This is a genomic window from Mesorhizobium sp. USDA 4413, assembly GCF_056280365.1.
On the sequence record NZ_JBVPRP010000001.1, the window covers coordinates 6,302,416 to 6,316,860 of the forward strand.

Consider the following 14,445-nt stretch of genomic DNA (forward strand, 5'->3'; position numbering starts at 1 on the left):
GGCGCGCATCAAGATGAAGCTGAGGCGGGCGTCCCAATTTCGCCCGCTTTATATCAACCCTCGGGCTCGCTCCCGAGAGCAATTCCAGGAAAAGTGCGTAGCGGTTTTCCGTCCGGAATTGCGCAAAACAAATAGTTGGAGCGGGTCAGCGTGGAACGCAGAACCGCTCTAAGTCAATGGAATCGCGGCACGGAATGCATCTGAAACGGCAAGCAACCATGCTGGCTTCGGCCCTTGCGGCCACGTTGGCCTCGGTCGAGCAGGCTGAAGTCCATCCACATGTCTTCGCCGAAGCCCGGCTCGACGTCATCCTCAGCCAGGATCACCAAAGTGTGACGGCGCTGCGCCACCTTTGGCGCTTCGACGACCTGTTTTCGAGTACAGTGATGATGGAGTTCGACAAGAACTCCGATCTGAAACTTGACGACAAAGAGCTCAAGGAAGTGGCCGACACCGTCCATTCCTCGCTGGCCGAGTTCAACTATTTCCAGCTCGTCACCCAGGACGGCAAGGACGTGCCCATGGTGCCGCCGCCGCATCTGATGGCGAATTTCGACAACGACCAGCTGATCATCCTGTTCGAGTCGCAGCCGAAGACGCCGATCAAGCTCACTGGCAAGATCGACATCGGGGTCTACGATCCGACCTTCTACACCGCGATCGACTTCACCGACGACGCCAACCTCACCGTCGAAGGCTTGCCCTCGACCTGCACCAAGAAGGTCATCCGGCCCGATCCGGACGAGGCGATCAAGGAAAACCAGAAGACCCTGACGGACGCATTCTTCAACGATCCGACAGGCACCGACATGAGCAAGATCTTCGCCACCAAGCTCGAGCTGAACTGCCCGCCGGAAGGATAATTTGGTGATGAAACCGTCGCTGCGCGCAAGCAGGTTCCGCAAAAGTATCCCGCGGCTTTGCGATCCGAACCCGCGACAGACAAGGGAATCCAAGCGGATATTTGTGGGGCACCCCACGAATATCCGCTTCGCCCTCGGCCTGCTGGCAGCCACTCTGGTGATCACCCATTGGCCTGTCGTGGCGCATGCACAAAGCTCGCTCGGCATCGGCACCAATGACGGCATGGCGCCGACCACCACGGGTCCGTTCGCCCATATCCTGATGTGGATCAATCTCCGGCAGCAGGAATTCTATCATTCGCTGGCCGCCGCCATGAAGGCGATGCGCCAGGACGGCAGCAAGCTCTGGCTTTTGATTGCGCTGTCCTTCGCCTACGGCATCTTCCACGCCGCCGGCCCCGGCCACGGCAAGGCGGTGATCTCGTCCTACATGGTCGCCAACGAAGTGGCGCTGAGGCGCGGCATCATGCTTTCCTTCGTCTCGGCGCTGCTGCAGGGCCTGACGGCGGTTGTCGTCATGATGCTTGCCTATTTCGCGCTGCGCGGCACCGCCATCTCGATGACCGACGCGGCCTGGTTCCTCGAAATCTCGAGCTATGTGCTGGTGACGCTGTTCGGCGCCTGGCTTTTGTGGCGCAAGCTCGGCCCGTCGGTGCTGCGCCTGTTCAGCAGGACGCCTGCTTACAGCCTGTCGGCTGCCCATGCTGGCCATGCGCATGGCCAGCATTGCCATGCAGGCCGCGCGCATTCCCACGCCCTGCACGTGCATGACGATCATGATCATCATGACCATTCGCATGCCCATGCGCACGATCATGACGCGCATGAGCACTACCATCACGCCGCGCACGGTCATGGCCACCACGACCATGGCCCGGGCGAAGTCTGCGAGACCTGTGGCCACTCGCATGCGCCGGATCCGGCGATGCTGTCGGGTGACCGCTTCGACTGGAGGACCGCCTGGTCGGCAGTGGCCGCCGTCGGCATTCGCCCCTGCTCCGGCGCGCTGATCGTGCTGAGCTTCGCGCTGCTCAATGGACTATGGGTGGGCGGGCTGCTGTCGGTGCTGGCGATGTCGATCGGTACCGCGATCACCGTCTCGGCGCTGGCGACGATCGCCGTGACGGCCAAGAACTGGGCCGTCTATTTCGCCGGCGACGGACGCATCGGCAACCGCATCCATTCCATCGTCGAGATCGGCGGCGCCGCCTTCATCTTCCTGGTCGGACTGCTGCTTCTGTCGGCCAGCCTGTCGGGCGGCGCCTGAACCCTGTCAGGCGATCTTCCCACCAAGCTCATCCTCGATATGCGCGCGGATGATCTCGTCAAAGCTCTTCTCAGCGGCGAAGCCGAGGTCCCTCGCCCGCCTCGCCTCGAAACGCGTCGGCCAGCCCTTGACGATCGCCCAGATCGTCTCGTCGGGCTGCTCGCGGATCCGCTTCGCGACCTCGGCGCCGGCTATGCGCTCCAGCGCCTCGATCTGCTCACCGACGGTGACGGCGACGCCCGGCATTGTGAGGTTGCGGCGCGGACCGACCTTGTCGCCGTCGATTTCGGCCGCATGGATGAGGAAATTCACCGCCGAGCGTGGGCTGGCATGTGTGTGCAGCACCGAGCGCGGCACCGGCAGGATCGCCTCCTGCCCGGCAAGCGGCTCGCGGATGATGCCGGAGAAGAAGCTCGACGCCGCCTTGTTCGGCTTGCCGGGGCGCACGCAGATCGTCGGCAGCCGGATGCCGATGCCGTCGAAGAAGCCGCGCCTCGTATAGTCGGCAAGCAGCGCTTCGCTCATCTGCTTCTGCGTGCCATATGACGTGAGCGGCGTCGGATGGAATTCGTCCGGAATGACGTCCGGGAACGGCGCGCCGAACACGGCGATCGACGAGGTGAAGACGAGGCGCGGCGCAAAGGCCCCCAGGCGCACCGCGTCGAACAGCGCGCGCGTACCGTCGAGATTGACCCTGTAGCCCAGATCGAAATTGGCTTCCGCCTCGCCCGAGACGATGCCCGCCAGATGGAAGATCACATCCGGCCGCGGAGCCACGAGGGTTGCCATGGCGCCGGGCGCGGATAGATCGCCGGTGTGGGTCGAGACATCGACACCCGCGAGCGCCGGCGCCTGTGGCGCCACGATGTCATGCAGGTCCAGCGCCGTAATTTTGCGGCCGCGCAAGGCGCCGTCCCTGGCGAGCCGCGCTATGAGCTTGCGGCCGACCATGCCGGCCGCGCCCGTGATCAGTATTCTCATGTTCAGAGACCTTTCTTGCGTTGGCTGCGTCCGCGCAGCCACAGGACGACGAACAGCCCGACCATGAAGACCGCGGCGATAACGGCCGCCAGCACCGTCGACACCTTGCCCGCGGCCAGCATGATGGCCGGCAGGAAATAGGCGGCGAGGCCGAACAGCAGCAATATCACCGCCGCGGAGATCGCCGCGTTCTTTGTCTCGCGGTCCATCAGCGGGCGGTCCTCGTTTCGAGGCTGTTCGGTTTCATCGTCACGGCAGGATCAGTGATAATGCCGGCGGTCGGCGGGCGCGCCATGCGCATGGTCGAGATCGTGGGGATGGTCATGCTCATCATGGCTGTCGGCGCATTGTCCGAACTCGGGCTCGACCGTGGCATGATCGATGCCGTGTTTGACCGCAAGCCGTTTTTTGATGGCGCTCACCGCGACATGCGGATCGACGCCGTCATTCAGGCAGGCATGCAGCGTCGCCATGTTCGAGGTCCCGTCGAGCGACCATACATGTATATGATGCACCTCGCGCACGCCCTTAACCGCGCCTTCGATGTCCTTGGCGATCAGGTCGCGGTCGAGGCTTGCCGGCACGCCTTCGAGCAGGACATGGGCCGCCTCGCGCATCAGCGACCATGCCGTCGACAGGATCAACAGCGACACCAGGACGGAGAGGATCGGATCGATCGGCGTCCACCCCGTCGCCACGATGATGATGGCGGCGGCGATCGCCGCCGCGGAACCCAGCAGGTCGCCCAGCACATGCAGGATGGCGCCGCGCATGTTCAGGCTCTCGCGGTCTCCGCCATGCAGCACGAAGAAGGAGGCGACGTTGACCAGCAGGCCTGCGACCGCCACCACCAGCATCGGCCCGCCGAGCACCGGCGCCGGGTTCATCAGCCGCCCCCAGGCTTCGTAGACGATCCAGAGCGCGATGGCGAAGATGGCGATGCCGTTGGTGTAGGCGACCAGCGTCTTCACGCGGGCGAAGCCATAGGTGAGCCGGCCGGTGGCCGGACGCCCTGTCAGGTGGAAGGCATACCAGGCAAGGCCGAGCGCGATCGAATCGGCGAGCATATGCCCAGCATCCGCAAGCAGCGCCAGCGAGCCGGTGAGCAGACCGCCGAGCGCCTCGGCAACCATGAAGCCGCCAGTCAGGCAGGCCGCGATCAGGACCCGCTTCTTGTCGGTCGACCCATGCACATGGCCAGGGCCATGGCTGTGACCGGCCGGGCCATGATCGTGCGAAGCGTGGTCATGCGCCATTGCCGAACTCCTGTCTTGCCGGCAAGCGGTTTCCCGCTTCCGGAAATCGTGGTCTATGCGCCGAAATCGGCGCGAAAATCCTCAAGCCGCCGCTTCTGGCCGCCTTCACTGTCGAAATTCGCCGGATCGAGCCAGCCTTCATAGGCTTTGCGCAAGGCCGGCCATTCCTTGTCGATGATCGAATACCACGCCGTATCGCGGTTTTCACCCTTGACCACAAGGTGCTGGCGAAAGATGCCTTCGAACTTGAAGCCGAAACGCTCGGCGGCGCGCTTCGAGGGTTCGTTGCGGTTGTTGCATTTCCACTCGTAACGGCGGTAGCCGAGATCGTCGAAAAGATATTTCGCGAACAGGAACTGCGCCTCGGTCGCAGCCGGCTTGCGCGAGACCAGCGGACCCCAATAGATGTTGCCGATTTCGCCGACGCCATTGTTGGCGTCGATGCGCATCAGCGTCTGCCGTCCGGCGATCTTGCCGCTTGCCTTGTCGATAACCGTGAAGAACAGCGGATCCTCGCTCGCTTCCGCCTTGTCGAGCCAAGGCTGGAAGGCGGCGCGGGTTTCCGGCGGGTAGTCGGGCAGCCAGGCGAAACGTCCGTCGGCATCGGAAACCGAGGAGGCCTCGTAGAGTCCGTCGCCATGCTTTGCCGCGCTCAGCGGCTCGAGCCTGACGGTGCGTCCCTCGATCGCCTTGCGTTCCGGCCGCGGGCGCGGCTGCCAATTCTTCAGATCTTCCGACACCGGCCACTCCAATCCGTTGACTTTTTCCAGCGGACGGTCACAAAAACGCTCGCTCACAGAAAGAACCACAGGGACGGGAAAAATGCTCCACACCATCGCGGCCTTCGACCGTCTCGGCGAGGAAAACGCCTTCGCGGTGCTGGCCAGGGCCACCGCGCTTGCCCATCAGGGCCGCGACATCATCAACCTCGGCATCGGCCAGCCCGACTTCAAGACGCCGCAGCACATCGTCGAGGCGGCGATCAAGGCGCTGCGCGACGGCCATCATGGCTATACGCCGGCAAACGGCCTCTTGGCCACCCGCGAGGCCGTGGTGCGCCGCACGCTGACTACCACCGGCGTCGAGGTGTCGCCCGAGAATGTGATGATCCTGCCCGGCGGCAAGCCGACCATGTTCGCCGCGATCCTGATGTTCGGCGAGGCCGGCACGGAGATCCTCTACCCCGATCCCGGCTTTCCGATCTATCGCTCGATGATCGAGTTCACCGGCGCGACGCCGGTGCCGGTGCCGATCCGTGAGGAGAACGGCTTTGCCTTCTCGGCCGACGAGACGCTGGCGCTGATCACGCCCAGGACGAGGCTGCTCATCCTCAACTCGCCCGCCAATCCGACCGGTGGCGTGACACCTCGCGCCGAGATCGAGAAGCTGGTCAAGGGCCTGGAGAAGCACCCTGAGGTCGCCGTCATGTCGGACGAGATCTACGACGTCATGACCTATGACGGCGAGACCCACTGCTCGCTGCTCAACTTCCCCGAAATCCGCGACAGGCTGATCGTGCTCAACGGCTGGTCGAAGACCTGGGCGATGACCGGCTGGCGCATGGGCTGGTCGATCTGGCCAAACGGCGACAAGGGCGCGCATCTCTATGACAAGGTGCGCAAGTTGGCCGTCAATTGCTGGTCCTGCGTCAACGCGCCGAGCCAGTTCGCCGGCATCGCGGCGATTGACGGCCCGCAGGACGATGTCGAGAAAATGATGCGCGCTTTCGACAACCGCAGGAAGATCGTGGTCGAAGGGCTGAATGCGCTCCCCGGCATTTCCTGCGTCACGCCGAAGGGCGCCTTCTACGCCTTCCCCAACGTCTCGAAGACCGGCTGGAAGGCGAAGAAGCTTGCCTCGGCGCTGCTCGAGGATGCCGGCGTGGCGCTCATCGGCGGCCCCGACTTCGGCGTGCTCGGCGAAGGTTATATTCGCCTTTCCTATGCCAATTCCGAGGAGAACATCCTGCGCGCGCTGGAGCGGATCGAGACGTTTCTGAAGAAGTGATCCGTCAGGCGCTCACCCGCGCCCGACAAACGGCATCTTCGTCGCCATCACGGTCATGAACAGCACGTTGGCGTCGAGCGGCAGGCTCGCCATATGCAGCACCGCGTCGGCGACGCGCTGCACGTCCATCACCGCCTCGGCGGCGATCGAGCCGTTGGCCTGCGGCACGCCGACCGTCATCGGCTGCGCCATCTCGGTCAGCGCATTGCCGATGTCGATCTGGCCGCAGGCGATGTCGAAGGGCCGGCCATCGAGCGCCAGCGTCTTGGTGAGCCCGGTGATCGCGTGCTTGGTCGCCGTGTAGGGCGCTGAGCCGGGGCGCGGCGCATAGGCCGACACTGAGCCGTTGTTGATGATGCGGCCACCCATCGGCTTCTGCCTTCGCATGGCGCCGAAGGCCGCGCGGGCGCACAGGAACGAGCCGGTGAGGTTGACGCCGACGACATCGTTCCAGACCTCGACCGGGATCTCGTCGATCAGCGTCGACTTGTAACCCATGCCGGCATTGTTGAAGAGCAGGTCGACGCGGCCGAAGGCCTCGAGCACGGTCTCGAACATGTCGTCGACTTCCTCCGCCTTGCTGATGTCGCAGGCGACGGCCAATGCCTTGGCCTGCGTCTTACCCCCATCGGCGATCGCCTCTTCCAGCAGCGTCTTGCGGCGGCCGCAGAACACGGTGTTCCAGCCCGCCTGGAGCAGCGCCGTGGCGACGCTCTTGCCGATGCCGGTGCCGGCGCCGGTAACGATGGCGGTCTTCTCTGGTATGGCTGTCATCGCCGTCCTCCCGGTCGTGCATGGAAAGACGTGGCATCGCAAATGCCGGGGGTCATGGCAAGCCGGTGTTGGCGATAAAATGGAGGCCAACAAAAAGGGCGGCCATTGGCGACCGCCCCGATCTGAACCGCGCTTGGGAGGAGGAAAAGCCGGTCCGACTGTTTAGAATGATGCGCTTGCTGAGTTAACGAAATATTAACCACCGGCAAGGCGGTGCGCAGCGTTGTTTACCAACGCTGATTCACCACGACGAACTAGGCGCGCTGCCGGCCGGCACCTTTGCCGCCGAAACCGTCGCCTCGACATGATCGACCAGCGCGTCCGGCAGGCCGAGGCGGCCGGCGAGCAGGTCGAGATAGCCGCGCTCGGCGCGCGTGTTGGGATCGATGGTCAGCCGCGAGGCAGTGTAGAGCTCGAGCTTCTGCGCATCGGTCTTGGCGCCGGCGACCAGCGTGTCGAGATCGAGCGGGCTTTCCAGCTCGGCGAGCAGGAACTTTTCCGCTTCCGCGCCGATGCCGGCGAGCTTGAGCTTGTCGGCGATCTTCTTGCGTTCTTCGTTGTCGACATGGCCGTCGGCCTTCGCCGCCGAGATCATCGCCCTGACCAGGGTCAGCGTGAACTCGGCCTCGCCCTGCGGCGCCTGCGCGGGGTCGAAGGCGGAATCGGCCGGCGGCGGCAGCAGCTCCGGCTCGCCAGATGCGGGCGCCTGCGCCGGCTCGTTGCCGGCCTTGTAATTCTGATAGGCCTTGTAGGCGAGACCGCCGATGGCGGCCAGACCGCCGAGCTTGATGGCCGCGCCCGTTACCTGCCGGCCTGTGCCCGTGCCGAGCAGCACCGCGGCCAGCGCGCCGGCGGCCAGCGGATTGTCCTTCGCCATCTGCACCGCCTGCCCGGCCTTGTCGCGGACGGTCGAGCCGGTCCCAGGGATTTGCGAGCCGAGAAGGTCGTCGAGCAGCTTCTTGGGGTCGAGCATCAATGCCTCCAGAATTGGCCCGGCCGAATGCGCGCGGGCAAAGTTTCGGACCGGCAAGAGGTAGGCCTCGCGCTTTGACATTACAATGACGGGGGCTTTTCGGTCGCGGGGCTGGCCGCTCTAATTGCCAATATGGCGCTTGCCGCCGCGCGCTTGCGCAAGTTCGACCTGACGATGGCGTTCTGCGTAGCGCTCGCGATCCGCATCGGACCGCGTTGCAAAGCAATGCGGGCATGAAACGCCAATTGTGTATTTCGGCGACAGCCGGTCCTCGACCGTCAGAGGGTACCGGCAAGCGCGGCAGAGCTCCGCCTCGCCCTCGGTCAGTCCATGCGAGACGGATACCCGCTCGTCGAAGACGAAACATTCGCCTTGCCACAGGCTGTCCTCGGCCGGCACCTCTTCAAGATATTTCAGGATGCCGCCCTTGAGATGGAAGACGTTTTGGAGGCCGAGCGACTTCACATAGGCCGTCGCCTTCTCGCAGCGAATGCCGCCGGTGCAGAACATCGCCACCTTGCGGCCTTCGAGCTCCTCACGGTGCCCTTCCACCCAGGCCGGGAACTCGCGGAAGCTGCTCGTCTTGGGATCGACCGCGCCCTTGAAGGTGCCGAGCGAGACCTCGTAAGCGTTGCGCGTATCGATGACGACGGTGTCGGCATCCGAGATCAGCGCGTTCCAGTCGGCCGGCGCGACATAGGTCCCGGCGCTGGTCGCAGGGTCGATATCCTCGACGCCCATGGTGACGATCTCGCGCTTCAACCGCACCTTCATGCGGTGGAACGGCATCTCGGCGGCGCTGCTGTATTTGACTTCCAGCCCGGCTAGACCTTCGAGGGCCTCGAGGTGATCGATCAGCGCGGCAATCGCTTCCTCGCTGCCGGCGACGGTGCCGTTGATGCCTTCATGCGCCAGAAGCAGCGTGCCCTTGATGCCGCGCCCGCAACAGAAAGCGGCGAGCGGCGCGCGCATCGCCTCGTATCCGTCGAGCCGGGCGAATTTATAGAGCGCGGCGACGCGGACGGGCTGGATTTCCTTCGCAATTGTCATGGCCATGCCACTAGACCGTGGTGAAAGCCGTTTCAAGGCAGACACTGCCGTCGCATGACGACGTGACATCGCGACACGCCGGGCTTCGTGGACTTGAGCAGGCCCTTCTGCTAATCGGTTTAAAATGATCGAAATGGAGACCAGCACATGACCAGCAAGACCGAAAAGCTCCTGTCGCTCCTCAACGGTCAGCCGGTTATCCCGGTGCTCAAGATCGCCAATGTCGCCGATGCCGTGCCGCTCGCCCGCGCTTTGTCGCGCGGCGGCTTGCGGGCCATCGAGATCACGCTGCGCACGGCCGACGCGCTGGAAGCGATCCGGCGCGTCGCGGCAGAAGTCGAGGAAGCAGTCGTCGGCGCCGGCACCATTCTCGATGCCAGGCAATTCGACGAGGCAGCTCACGCCGGCTCGAAATTCATCGTCAGCCCCGGCATAACCAGCCAGCTTCTTGACGCGGCCAAGGACAGCCCGGTGCCACTGCTGCCCGGCGCCATCACGCCCGGCGAGATCATGGCCGCGCGTGAGGCCGGACTGCGCTTCCTGAAATTCTTCCCGGCCGAGCAGTCCGGCGGCATCGCTTCGCTGAAAGCCTTCGCCTCGCCGCTGGCGGACGTGAAATTCTGCCCGACCGGCGGTATCACCGGCAAAAACGCCGCCGACTATCTGACCCTGCCCAACGTCATCTGCGTCGGCGGCTCCTGGGTGGCGCCGGACGATCTCATCAAGGCCGGCAAATGGGACGAGATCGAAGCGCTGGCGCGTGAGGCGAGCAAGCTCAAGAAGTAATCAGCGCTTTCACCAGGGCAGCGCGCCGTTCTCATCGAAATAGCCGCCTGTCGGTCCGCCTGGCTCCAGCGTCGCCAGCCGCACGATGATCTCTGCCGCCTGCTGCACCGTACGGCCGCCTCGAGGTCCGTCGCGGTGTAGCCGGGAGCCGCCGCATTGACCATGATGCCGCGCGGCGCGAGTTCCCTGGCGAAGGCCAGTGTCACGGCGTTGAGCGCCGTCTTCGAACTGCCATAGCCCATGACATTGGGCGACTGGCTGTTGCCGGCCGCGCGCGCCAGCGATCCGAGATAGCTGCTCACCATGACAATGCGGGAAGCGGGCGATGCCAGGAGCAGCGGCAGAAATGCCTGGGTGACCCGCACCGGACCGAAGACGTTGACGTCATAGGTGGCTTTCATATCCACGACACCCTCGCGGCTCGGCGGCCGTTGATAGCGGCCGTTCGGGCCAAGCCCCTCGACATAGCCGGGAGCGATGCCGGCATTGTTGACCAGCACGTCCAGGCGGGGCGTCCGCGCTGCGACGGCTTTGGCCGCGGCCGCCACGCTGTGGTCGCTGACGACATCGAGCTCGAGCCACTCGACGTCAAGCGCTTCGCCGCGCAACGCCTGCGCGGCGGTCTCGCCACGCTCTGCGTCGCGCGCGCCCAGCCAAACCTTGTAACCCAATGCCGCCAGCCGCCGGACGGTCTCGTGGCCTATGCCCTTGTTGGCGCCGGTCACCAGCGCATTCCGTTGTGTCGTCATGTCCACGTCTCCTCTTCGATGACCTAGAGATGGCGTGAGTTGGTCCGCTTCGCGCGCCGGAAGCTCTCATGCTCTTGCCTAATCCTCTCAGGTGCGTCTTCGCGTCACCCAGGTGCGCGTCCTCGCGTCACCCAGGTGCGCATCTTCGCGTGACCCAGGTGCACGTAACCGCCTCGCTTGGTTGCTTGGCGGCAATGGATCGGCAATGCTGAAATGATGAATGAAGCGCTTCAGGAATTGATTGCGATTGCCGGCCGGCATGCGCGCGGGCGGCGCACGAACACGGCTATCCCGCGCGTTACGATCGGCCGCAGCGAAGTTCCGACGCCGCCGTTGCCCGAGCTTTGCCAGCCGACCACGCTGTTCGTTCTGCAGGGAACCAAAACGGTGCTGATCGGCGACCGCACGCTTGCCTACAGCGCCGGCAGCTATTTCGTCTACGCGGTTGAAACGCCCGCCACCAGCCAGCTGATCGAGGCGAGCGCCGCGCAGCCTTACATGGCCATCGCCTTCTCGATCGATACCGAGTTGATCGCTGGCCTGCTCATCGACCACAAGCCGGCGATCGACAGCGATCGCTTCGTGACCGATCAAGTCGATGACTTGCTGCTCGATGCGTGGTGCCGGATGCTGCGGCTCCTCGACAGGCCGGCAGAGATTCCTGTTCTCGCGCCGATGCTCGAACGGGAGATCGCGTTCAGACTGTTGCAAGGCCCGCAGGGCGAGAAGCTGCGTCAGCTCGCGCGCGCCGACGGGCGCCTTTCACGGATCCGCCGTGCCACGGCCTGGATCCGCGCGCATTACAACGAGCCGATCGATGTGACGCAACTGGCGGAGCTGTCACATATGAGCAATGCCGCCTTTCATCGTCATTTCAAGGCGGCGACGGCGATGAGCCCGATCCAGTATCAGAAGCAGCTCCGCCTGCTGGAAGCGCGCCATCTGCTGATCGCGCAGCCCGGCAGCGCCGCGCAGGTTGCCTTCACCGTCGGCTACGAAAGCGCTTCCCAGTTCAGCCGCGAATATGCGCGCCAGTTCGGATTGCCTCCGGCGCGTGACGCCGCGCGGCTTCTGGCCAAAGGCGAAGCGGCCACGCTGGACGTTGACTGAGCACTAAAGCGCGTCGCGATCTTTCGGATTCGCTCCCTGCGCTTTAGGTTTTTCATTCTACGCATGTCTTTGTCCCGAAACCGGTTCCCACTTTCGGGAGACATGCTTTAAAAAACCGGCCGGCTTGCGCCGGCCGGGGTAGTCTTGAACGCAACTATCTGCAGACCCTGACCTTCTCGACCACCTTGTGATGGTGGCGCCAATGCGTCACCAGCTTGGTCGCGCAATGATGCTTTCCGGTCTTGACGATGACGGTTTCGGCTTGCGAGGGAGCGACGACAGCCGATGCCGCAGCCAGCGCCAGAACTGACGCCAATACAATCTTCTTCATGAACATCCTCAGTTTGGAACGAACCCGTTTCAACCAATCATTGGACGCGGCGTTCCAACCTCACGGTAAGTTCAGCCAGGCGTGAAGATGCACGCACGGAACGCCGACTGAGGCATTGCCATGTCTGGTCCCGCTCATGGATTCGAACCGCGATCTCACGCCTTCAAACGGCACTGTCCTACCATTGGACGAAGCGGGAAAAGTGCGGACGAGCCAAAACACCGATGCGCCACAGAACAAAAGCCGCGCTGGCGGGCCAGCGCGGCTTTGCGGCGGCCGGGCAGGCTCGCCTATTTCGTTTGGAAGCGCGCGACCGAGAGGAACTTCACCGCGTTGCCGGTGAAACGGCTTGCGTCCGGCACCTGGCCATCCGTCTGGAAGCCGGCCGTGTACACTTCGCTCGGCGGCGTGTGCACGATGTTATAGGCATAGCGCGGCGCCGTCGTCGGGTCAGAAACCGAGGCGATGTTGACACCGCTGCCCAGCGCCCAGCGTGCGGCTTGCGGCGGTGCCGCCACCACCATGGCCTTGGGTCCTGGCTTCAGATCGTGGGCGGACGCCCTGTCTTCCTTGGCCGTCGTCTTGACACCGCCGCCGATCGCCTGCGCGGGATCGGTCCCGGCCGGCAGGGCTGCGATGGCTTTGCGCGGCGAGGCCGCATCGACGCCTGACGGATCGTTGAAGGCAGAGCGCGGCTCCGGCTCGGTCAGCGACGCGAGCTGGTATTCGGCACCGCCGCCATCGGTCTCGACGGTCGCATTGGCCTGTTCGAGAACAGCTTTGACCTCATCCTGCTTGGCGGGCTGCGGCCGTGCGGTCGGCAGCACGGAGAACGCGTCGGTCGCGCTCTTGTCCTGCGAAGCCGTTTCGGCCAGCGCCAGGAGCACGTTCTTGTCCTTCGGCGCCAGTTCGGCCGGTGTCGAGCGGTCGGGGCGCCTGGTCGGCAGCGGGATATTGTTGACCGCCACCTGCGCGGGATCGGTGCTCGCGGCCTCGGCGGCGCTGGCTGCGCCGAACGGAACCTTGTCGGGCACCGGCGCCTGTGCCGTCGAAACCGCCTGCCCGGTCGTCGCCGAGGCATCCGCCATGGCGAACGGCACGTTCTGCGGCGCCTGCTGGCCCACATCGACCTTCGGACGCGGCGCGAAGTCGGGCAGCGGGATTTCTTTGGGCGGCAGCGCGGCAATGATCGTTTCGGGCGTATTCTGCTGCGGCTGCGAATCGTCGGCGCCGTCATCCGCGATCTGCGGGATATTGGCGCGCTTGGCGTCCTTCGGCGCGACGATCGCGATACCCGAAAGACTGCTGGTGCGGGCCGTGGCGGCGCTCGCGACCTGGACCTGCTTTACAGCTTTCTGCTGAGGCGCCGGGGCGCTGTCATCGGCCTCGTCATCGGCCTCGTCGGCACCGCCGCCGCGGAACCAGGCGAACAGGCCGCCGGACCGCTTGGTCGAGCCACCGGCGCTGGCCAGCTCGATATTGGGCGTGCCGGCGCCCTTACGAGCCTGATAAGCCGCCAGCGCCTGCTGATAGCCAGGCAGCGGCTTGCCGTCGCTCGGTACATGCAGCGTCTTGCCGTTGGGGAACAGGCTGACCAGTTCCTGACGGCTGATGCCCGGCCAGTGGCGCACATTGCCGACATCCATATGCACGAAAGGCGAGCCGGAGGTCGGATAATAGCCGACGCCGCCGCCCTGCATCTTGAGCCCGATATTGCGCAGCTTCTTCAGCGGCACGCCGGGAATGTAGAAGTCCATCGCCTTACCCAGCATGTGCTGGCTCTTCTCGGCGACGCCGCGGCTGCGCGAGCGCAGCATCGCGTTGGTCGACGGCGAACGATAGCCGCAGACGACCTGGATATAATCGGTCGCGCCGCTTTCGCGATAGGCTTCCCAGACAAGGTCGAGCAGCCGCGGATCCATCTTGGTCGGCTCGTTGCGGCGCCAGTCGCGCAGGATGATGTTGATCTTGCGCAGGCCTTCCGGATCGTAGCGCCCGTTGCGCTTGTAGACGATCTCGGCCTTCTCATGAGTGTGCAGGTGATAAAGCTTGAGCGACCGGATTTCCGCCCTGGCGCCCGACATTGCCGCGGACAGGAACCCGACGGCGAGAATCAGGAACGTCAGCCACCTTGGCCAGACGCTCATGTCAAAATGCCGCCCGTTTTTGTGTCGTTCGATTTTGTTCAAATCAAATGGCTTTCAGGCTGCCGTTTGTCCCCGGATTTGACCAAACGGATGCGTGGTTTTCACATCCGAATATCGATCCTAATGGTTAATCATCGTTTATTGAAGCCGA

14 protein-coding genes, 1 tRNA gene and 1 pseudogene are annotated in these 14,445 nt (G+C 64.3%); 5 read left to right on the forward strand and 11 right to left on the reverse strand.

Going from position 1 to position 14,445, the window contains the following annotated elements; genetic code table 11:
• The first annotated feature begins 194 nt into the window (after positions 1–194).
• Both ACVMIM_RS30665 and ACVMIM_RS30670 read left to right on the forward strand, forming a co-directional pair.
• Positions 195–863 (forward strand): DUF1007 family protein, encoded by a 669-nt coding sequence (locus ACVMIM_RS30665; RefSeq protein WP_278049168.1) that lies wholly within the window; start codon positions 195–197, stop codon positions 861–863.
• A gap of 103 nt (positions 864–966) precedes the next feature.
• Positions 967–2,130, forward strand: coding sequence for a nickel/cobalt transporter (locus tag ACVMIM_RS30670; protein ID WP_476116567.1), 1,164 nt, complete (start codon positions 967–969; stop codon positions 2,128–2,130).
• Between the two features lie 6 nt (positions 2,131–2,136).
• Here ACVMIM_RS30670 and denD read toward each other — a convergent pair whose 3' ends face one another.
• The 4 genes from denD to ACVMIM_RS30690 are packed head-to-tail and all read right to left on the reverse strand — an operon-like array spanning position 2,137 to position 5,107.
• Entirely contained in the window at positions 2,137–3,111 is a 975-nt protein-coding gene (gene denD, locus ACVMIM_RS30675; protein WP_476116569.1) for a D-erythronate dehydrogenase, read from the reverse strand.
• 2 nt (positions 3,112–3,113) lie between these two features.
• Positions 3,114–3,320 carry a hypothetical protein gene (locus ACVMIM_RS30680; RefSeq protein WP_476116571.1) on the reverse strand — a complete coding sequence of 69 codons (207 nt, stop codon included), beginning with the start codon at positions 3,318–3,320 and terminating at the stop codon, positions 3,114–3,116.
• Between the two features lie 51 nt (positions 3,321–3,371).
• Positions 3,372–4,367 carry a cation diffusion facilitator family transporter gene (locus tag ACVMIM_RS30685; RefSeq protein WP_476116573.1) on the reverse strand — a complete coding sequence of 332 codons (996 nt, stop codon included), beginning with the start codon at positions 4,365–4,367 and terminating at the stop codon, positions 3,372–3,374.
• Positions 4,368–4,420: 53 nt separating this feature from the next.
• Positions 4,421–5,107: a GNAT family N-acetyltransferase gene (locus ACVMIM_RS30690; protein WP_040997707.1), complete on the reverse strand. Its 687-nt coding sequence runs from the start codon at positions 5,105–5,107 to the stop codon at positions 4,421–4,423.
• An 82-nt stretch (positions 5,108–5,189) separates the two neighbouring features.
• Between ACVMIM_RS30690 and ACVMIM_RS30695 the strand changes: the two genes are divergently transcribed.
• The gene (locus ACVMIM_RS30695; RefSeq protein WP_476116575.1) at positions 5,190–6,374 is read left to right on the forward strand and encodes a pyridoxal phosphate-dependent aminotransferase; all 1,185 of its coding nucleotides are present in this window, start codon (positions 5,190–5,192) and stop codon (positions 6,372–6,374) included.
• Positions 6,375–6,386: 12 nt separating this feature from the next.
• On the opposite strand, the gene ACVMIM_RS30700 is transcribed toward ACVMIM_RS30695, so the two are convergent.
• The 3 genes from ACVMIM_RS30700 to trhO form a co-directional block, all read right to left on the reverse strand.
• Positions 6,387–7,148, reverse strand: coding sequence for an SDR family oxidoreductase (locus ACVMIM_RS30700; RefSeq protein ID WP_476116577.1), 762 nt, complete (start codon positions 7,146–7,148; stop codon positions 6,387–6,389).
• Positions 7,149–7,389: 241 nt separating this feature from the next.
• Positions 7,390–8,121, reverse strand: coding sequence for a tellurite resistance TerB family protein (locus ACVMIM_RS30705; protein ID WP_476116579.1), 732 nt, complete (start codon positions 8,119–8,121; stop codon positions 7,390–7,392).
• Positions 8,122–8,241: 120 nt separating this feature from the next.
• Complete coding sequence (trhO, locus tag ACVMIM_RS30710) at positions 8,242–9,171, reverse strand: oxygen-dependent tRNA uridine(34) hydroxylase TrhO (protein WP_476116581.1); 930 nt, start codon at positions 9,169–9,171, stop codon at positions 8,242–8,244.
• A 147-nt stretch (positions 9,172–9,318) separates the two neighbouring features.
• Here trhO and ACVMIM_RS30715 point away from each other — a divergent pair, with 147 nt between their 5' ends.
• Positions 9,319–9,957 carry a 2-dehydro-3-deoxy-phosphogluconate aldolase gene (locus ACVMIM_RS30715; RefSeq protein WP_476116583.1) on the forward strand — a complete coding sequence of 213 codons (639 nt, stop codon included), beginning with the start codon at positions 9,319–9,321 and terminating at the stop codon, positions 9,955–9,957.
• A gap of 9 nt (positions 9,958–9,966) precedes the next feature.
• Here the strand turns inward: ACVMIM_RS30715 and ACVMIM_RS30720 are convergent.
• Positions 9,967–10,706: pseudogene (locus ACVMIM_RS30720) on the reverse strand (SDR family NAD(P)-dependent oxidoreductase).
• Positions 10,707–10,922: 216 nt separating this feature from the next.
• Here ACVMIM_RS30720 and ACVMIM_RS30725 point away from each other — a divergent pair.
• Positions 10,923–11,816, forward strand: a complete 894-nt coding sequence (locus ACVMIM_RS30725) for an AraC family transcriptional regulator (RefSeq protein WP_040997715.1) — start codon at positions 10,923–10,925, stop codon at positions 11,814–11,816.
• Between the two features lie 154 nt (positions 11,817–11,970).
• On the opposite strand, the gene ACVMIM_RS30730 is transcribed toward ACVMIM_RS30725, so the two are convergent.
• The 3 genes from ACVMIM_RS30730 to ACVMIM_RS30740 all read right to left on the reverse strand — a co-directional run bounded on the left by ACVMIM_RS30730 (position 11,971) and on the right by ACVMIM_RS30740 (position 14,294).
• Positions 11,971–12,147, reverse strand: a complete 177-nt coding sequence (locus ACVMIM_RS30730; RefSeq protein WP_198540251.1) for a hypothetical protein — start codon at positions 12,145–12,147, stop codon at positions 11,971–11,973.
• Positions 12,148–12,274: 127 nt separating this feature from the next.
• A tRNA-Gln gene (locus ACVMIM_RS30735) sits at positions 12,275–12,346 on the reverse strand.
• Positions 12,347–12,437: 91 nt separating this feature from the next.
• Positions 12,438–14,294 carry a peptidoglycan L,D-endopeptidase MepK gene (locus ACVMIM_RS30740; RefSeq protein WP_476116585.1) on the reverse strand — a complete coding sequence of 619 codons (1,857 nt, stop codon included), beginning with the start codon at positions 14,292–14,294 and terminating at the stop codon, positions 12,438–12,440.
• Positions 14,295–14,445: the final 151 nt, after the last annotated feature.

Coding starts and splice junctions, on each gene's coding strand:
- ACVMIM_RS30665 (WP_278049168.1), top strand. CDS start 195: ATGCATCTGAAACGGCAAGCAACCATGCTGGCTTCGGCCCTTGCGGCC.
- denD (WP_476116569.1), bottom strand. CDS start 3,111: ATGAGAATACTGATCACGGGCGCGGCCGGCATGGTCGGCCGCAAGCTC.
- ACVMIM_RS30680 (WP_476116571.1), bottom strand. CDS start 3,320: ATGGACCGCGAGACAAAGAACGCGGCGATCTCCGCGGCGGTGATATTG.
- ACVMIM_RS30685 (WP_476116573.1), bottom strand. CDS start 4,367: ATGGCGCATGACCACGCTTCGCACGATCATGGCCCGGCCGGTCACAGC.
- ACVMIM_RS30695 (WP_476116575.1), top strand. CDS start 5,190: ATGCTCCACACCATCGCGGCCTTCGACCGTCTCGGCGAGGAAAACGCC.
- ACVMIM_RS30700 (WP_476116577.1), bottom strand. CDS start 7,148: ATGACAGCCATACCAGAGAAGACCGCCATCGTTACCGGCGCCGGCACC.
- ACVMIM_RS30705 (WP_476116579.1), bottom strand. CDS start 8,121: ATGCTCGACCCCAAGAAGCTGCTCGACGACCTTCTCGGCTCGCAAATC.
- trhO (WP_476116581.1), bottom strand. CDS start 9,171: ATGACAATTGCGAAGGAAATCCAGCCCGTCCGCGTCGCCGCGCTCTAT.
- ACVMIM_RS30715 (WP_476116583.1), top strand. CDS start 9,319: ATGACCAGCAAGACCGAAAAGCTCCTGTCGCTCCTCAACGGTCAGCCG.
- ACVMIM_RS30725 (WP_040997715.1), top strand. CDS start 10,923: ATGAATGAAGCGCTTCAGGAATTGATTGCGATTGCCGGCCGGCATGCG.
- ACVMIM_RS30730 (WP_198540251.1), bottom strand. CDS start 12,147: ATGAAGAAGATTGTATTGGCGTCAGTTCTGGCGCTGGCTGCGGCATCG.
- ACVMIM_RS30740 (WP_476116585.1), bottom strand. CDS start 14,294: ATGAGCGTCTGGCCAAGGTGGCTGACGTTCCTGATTCTCGCCGTCGGG.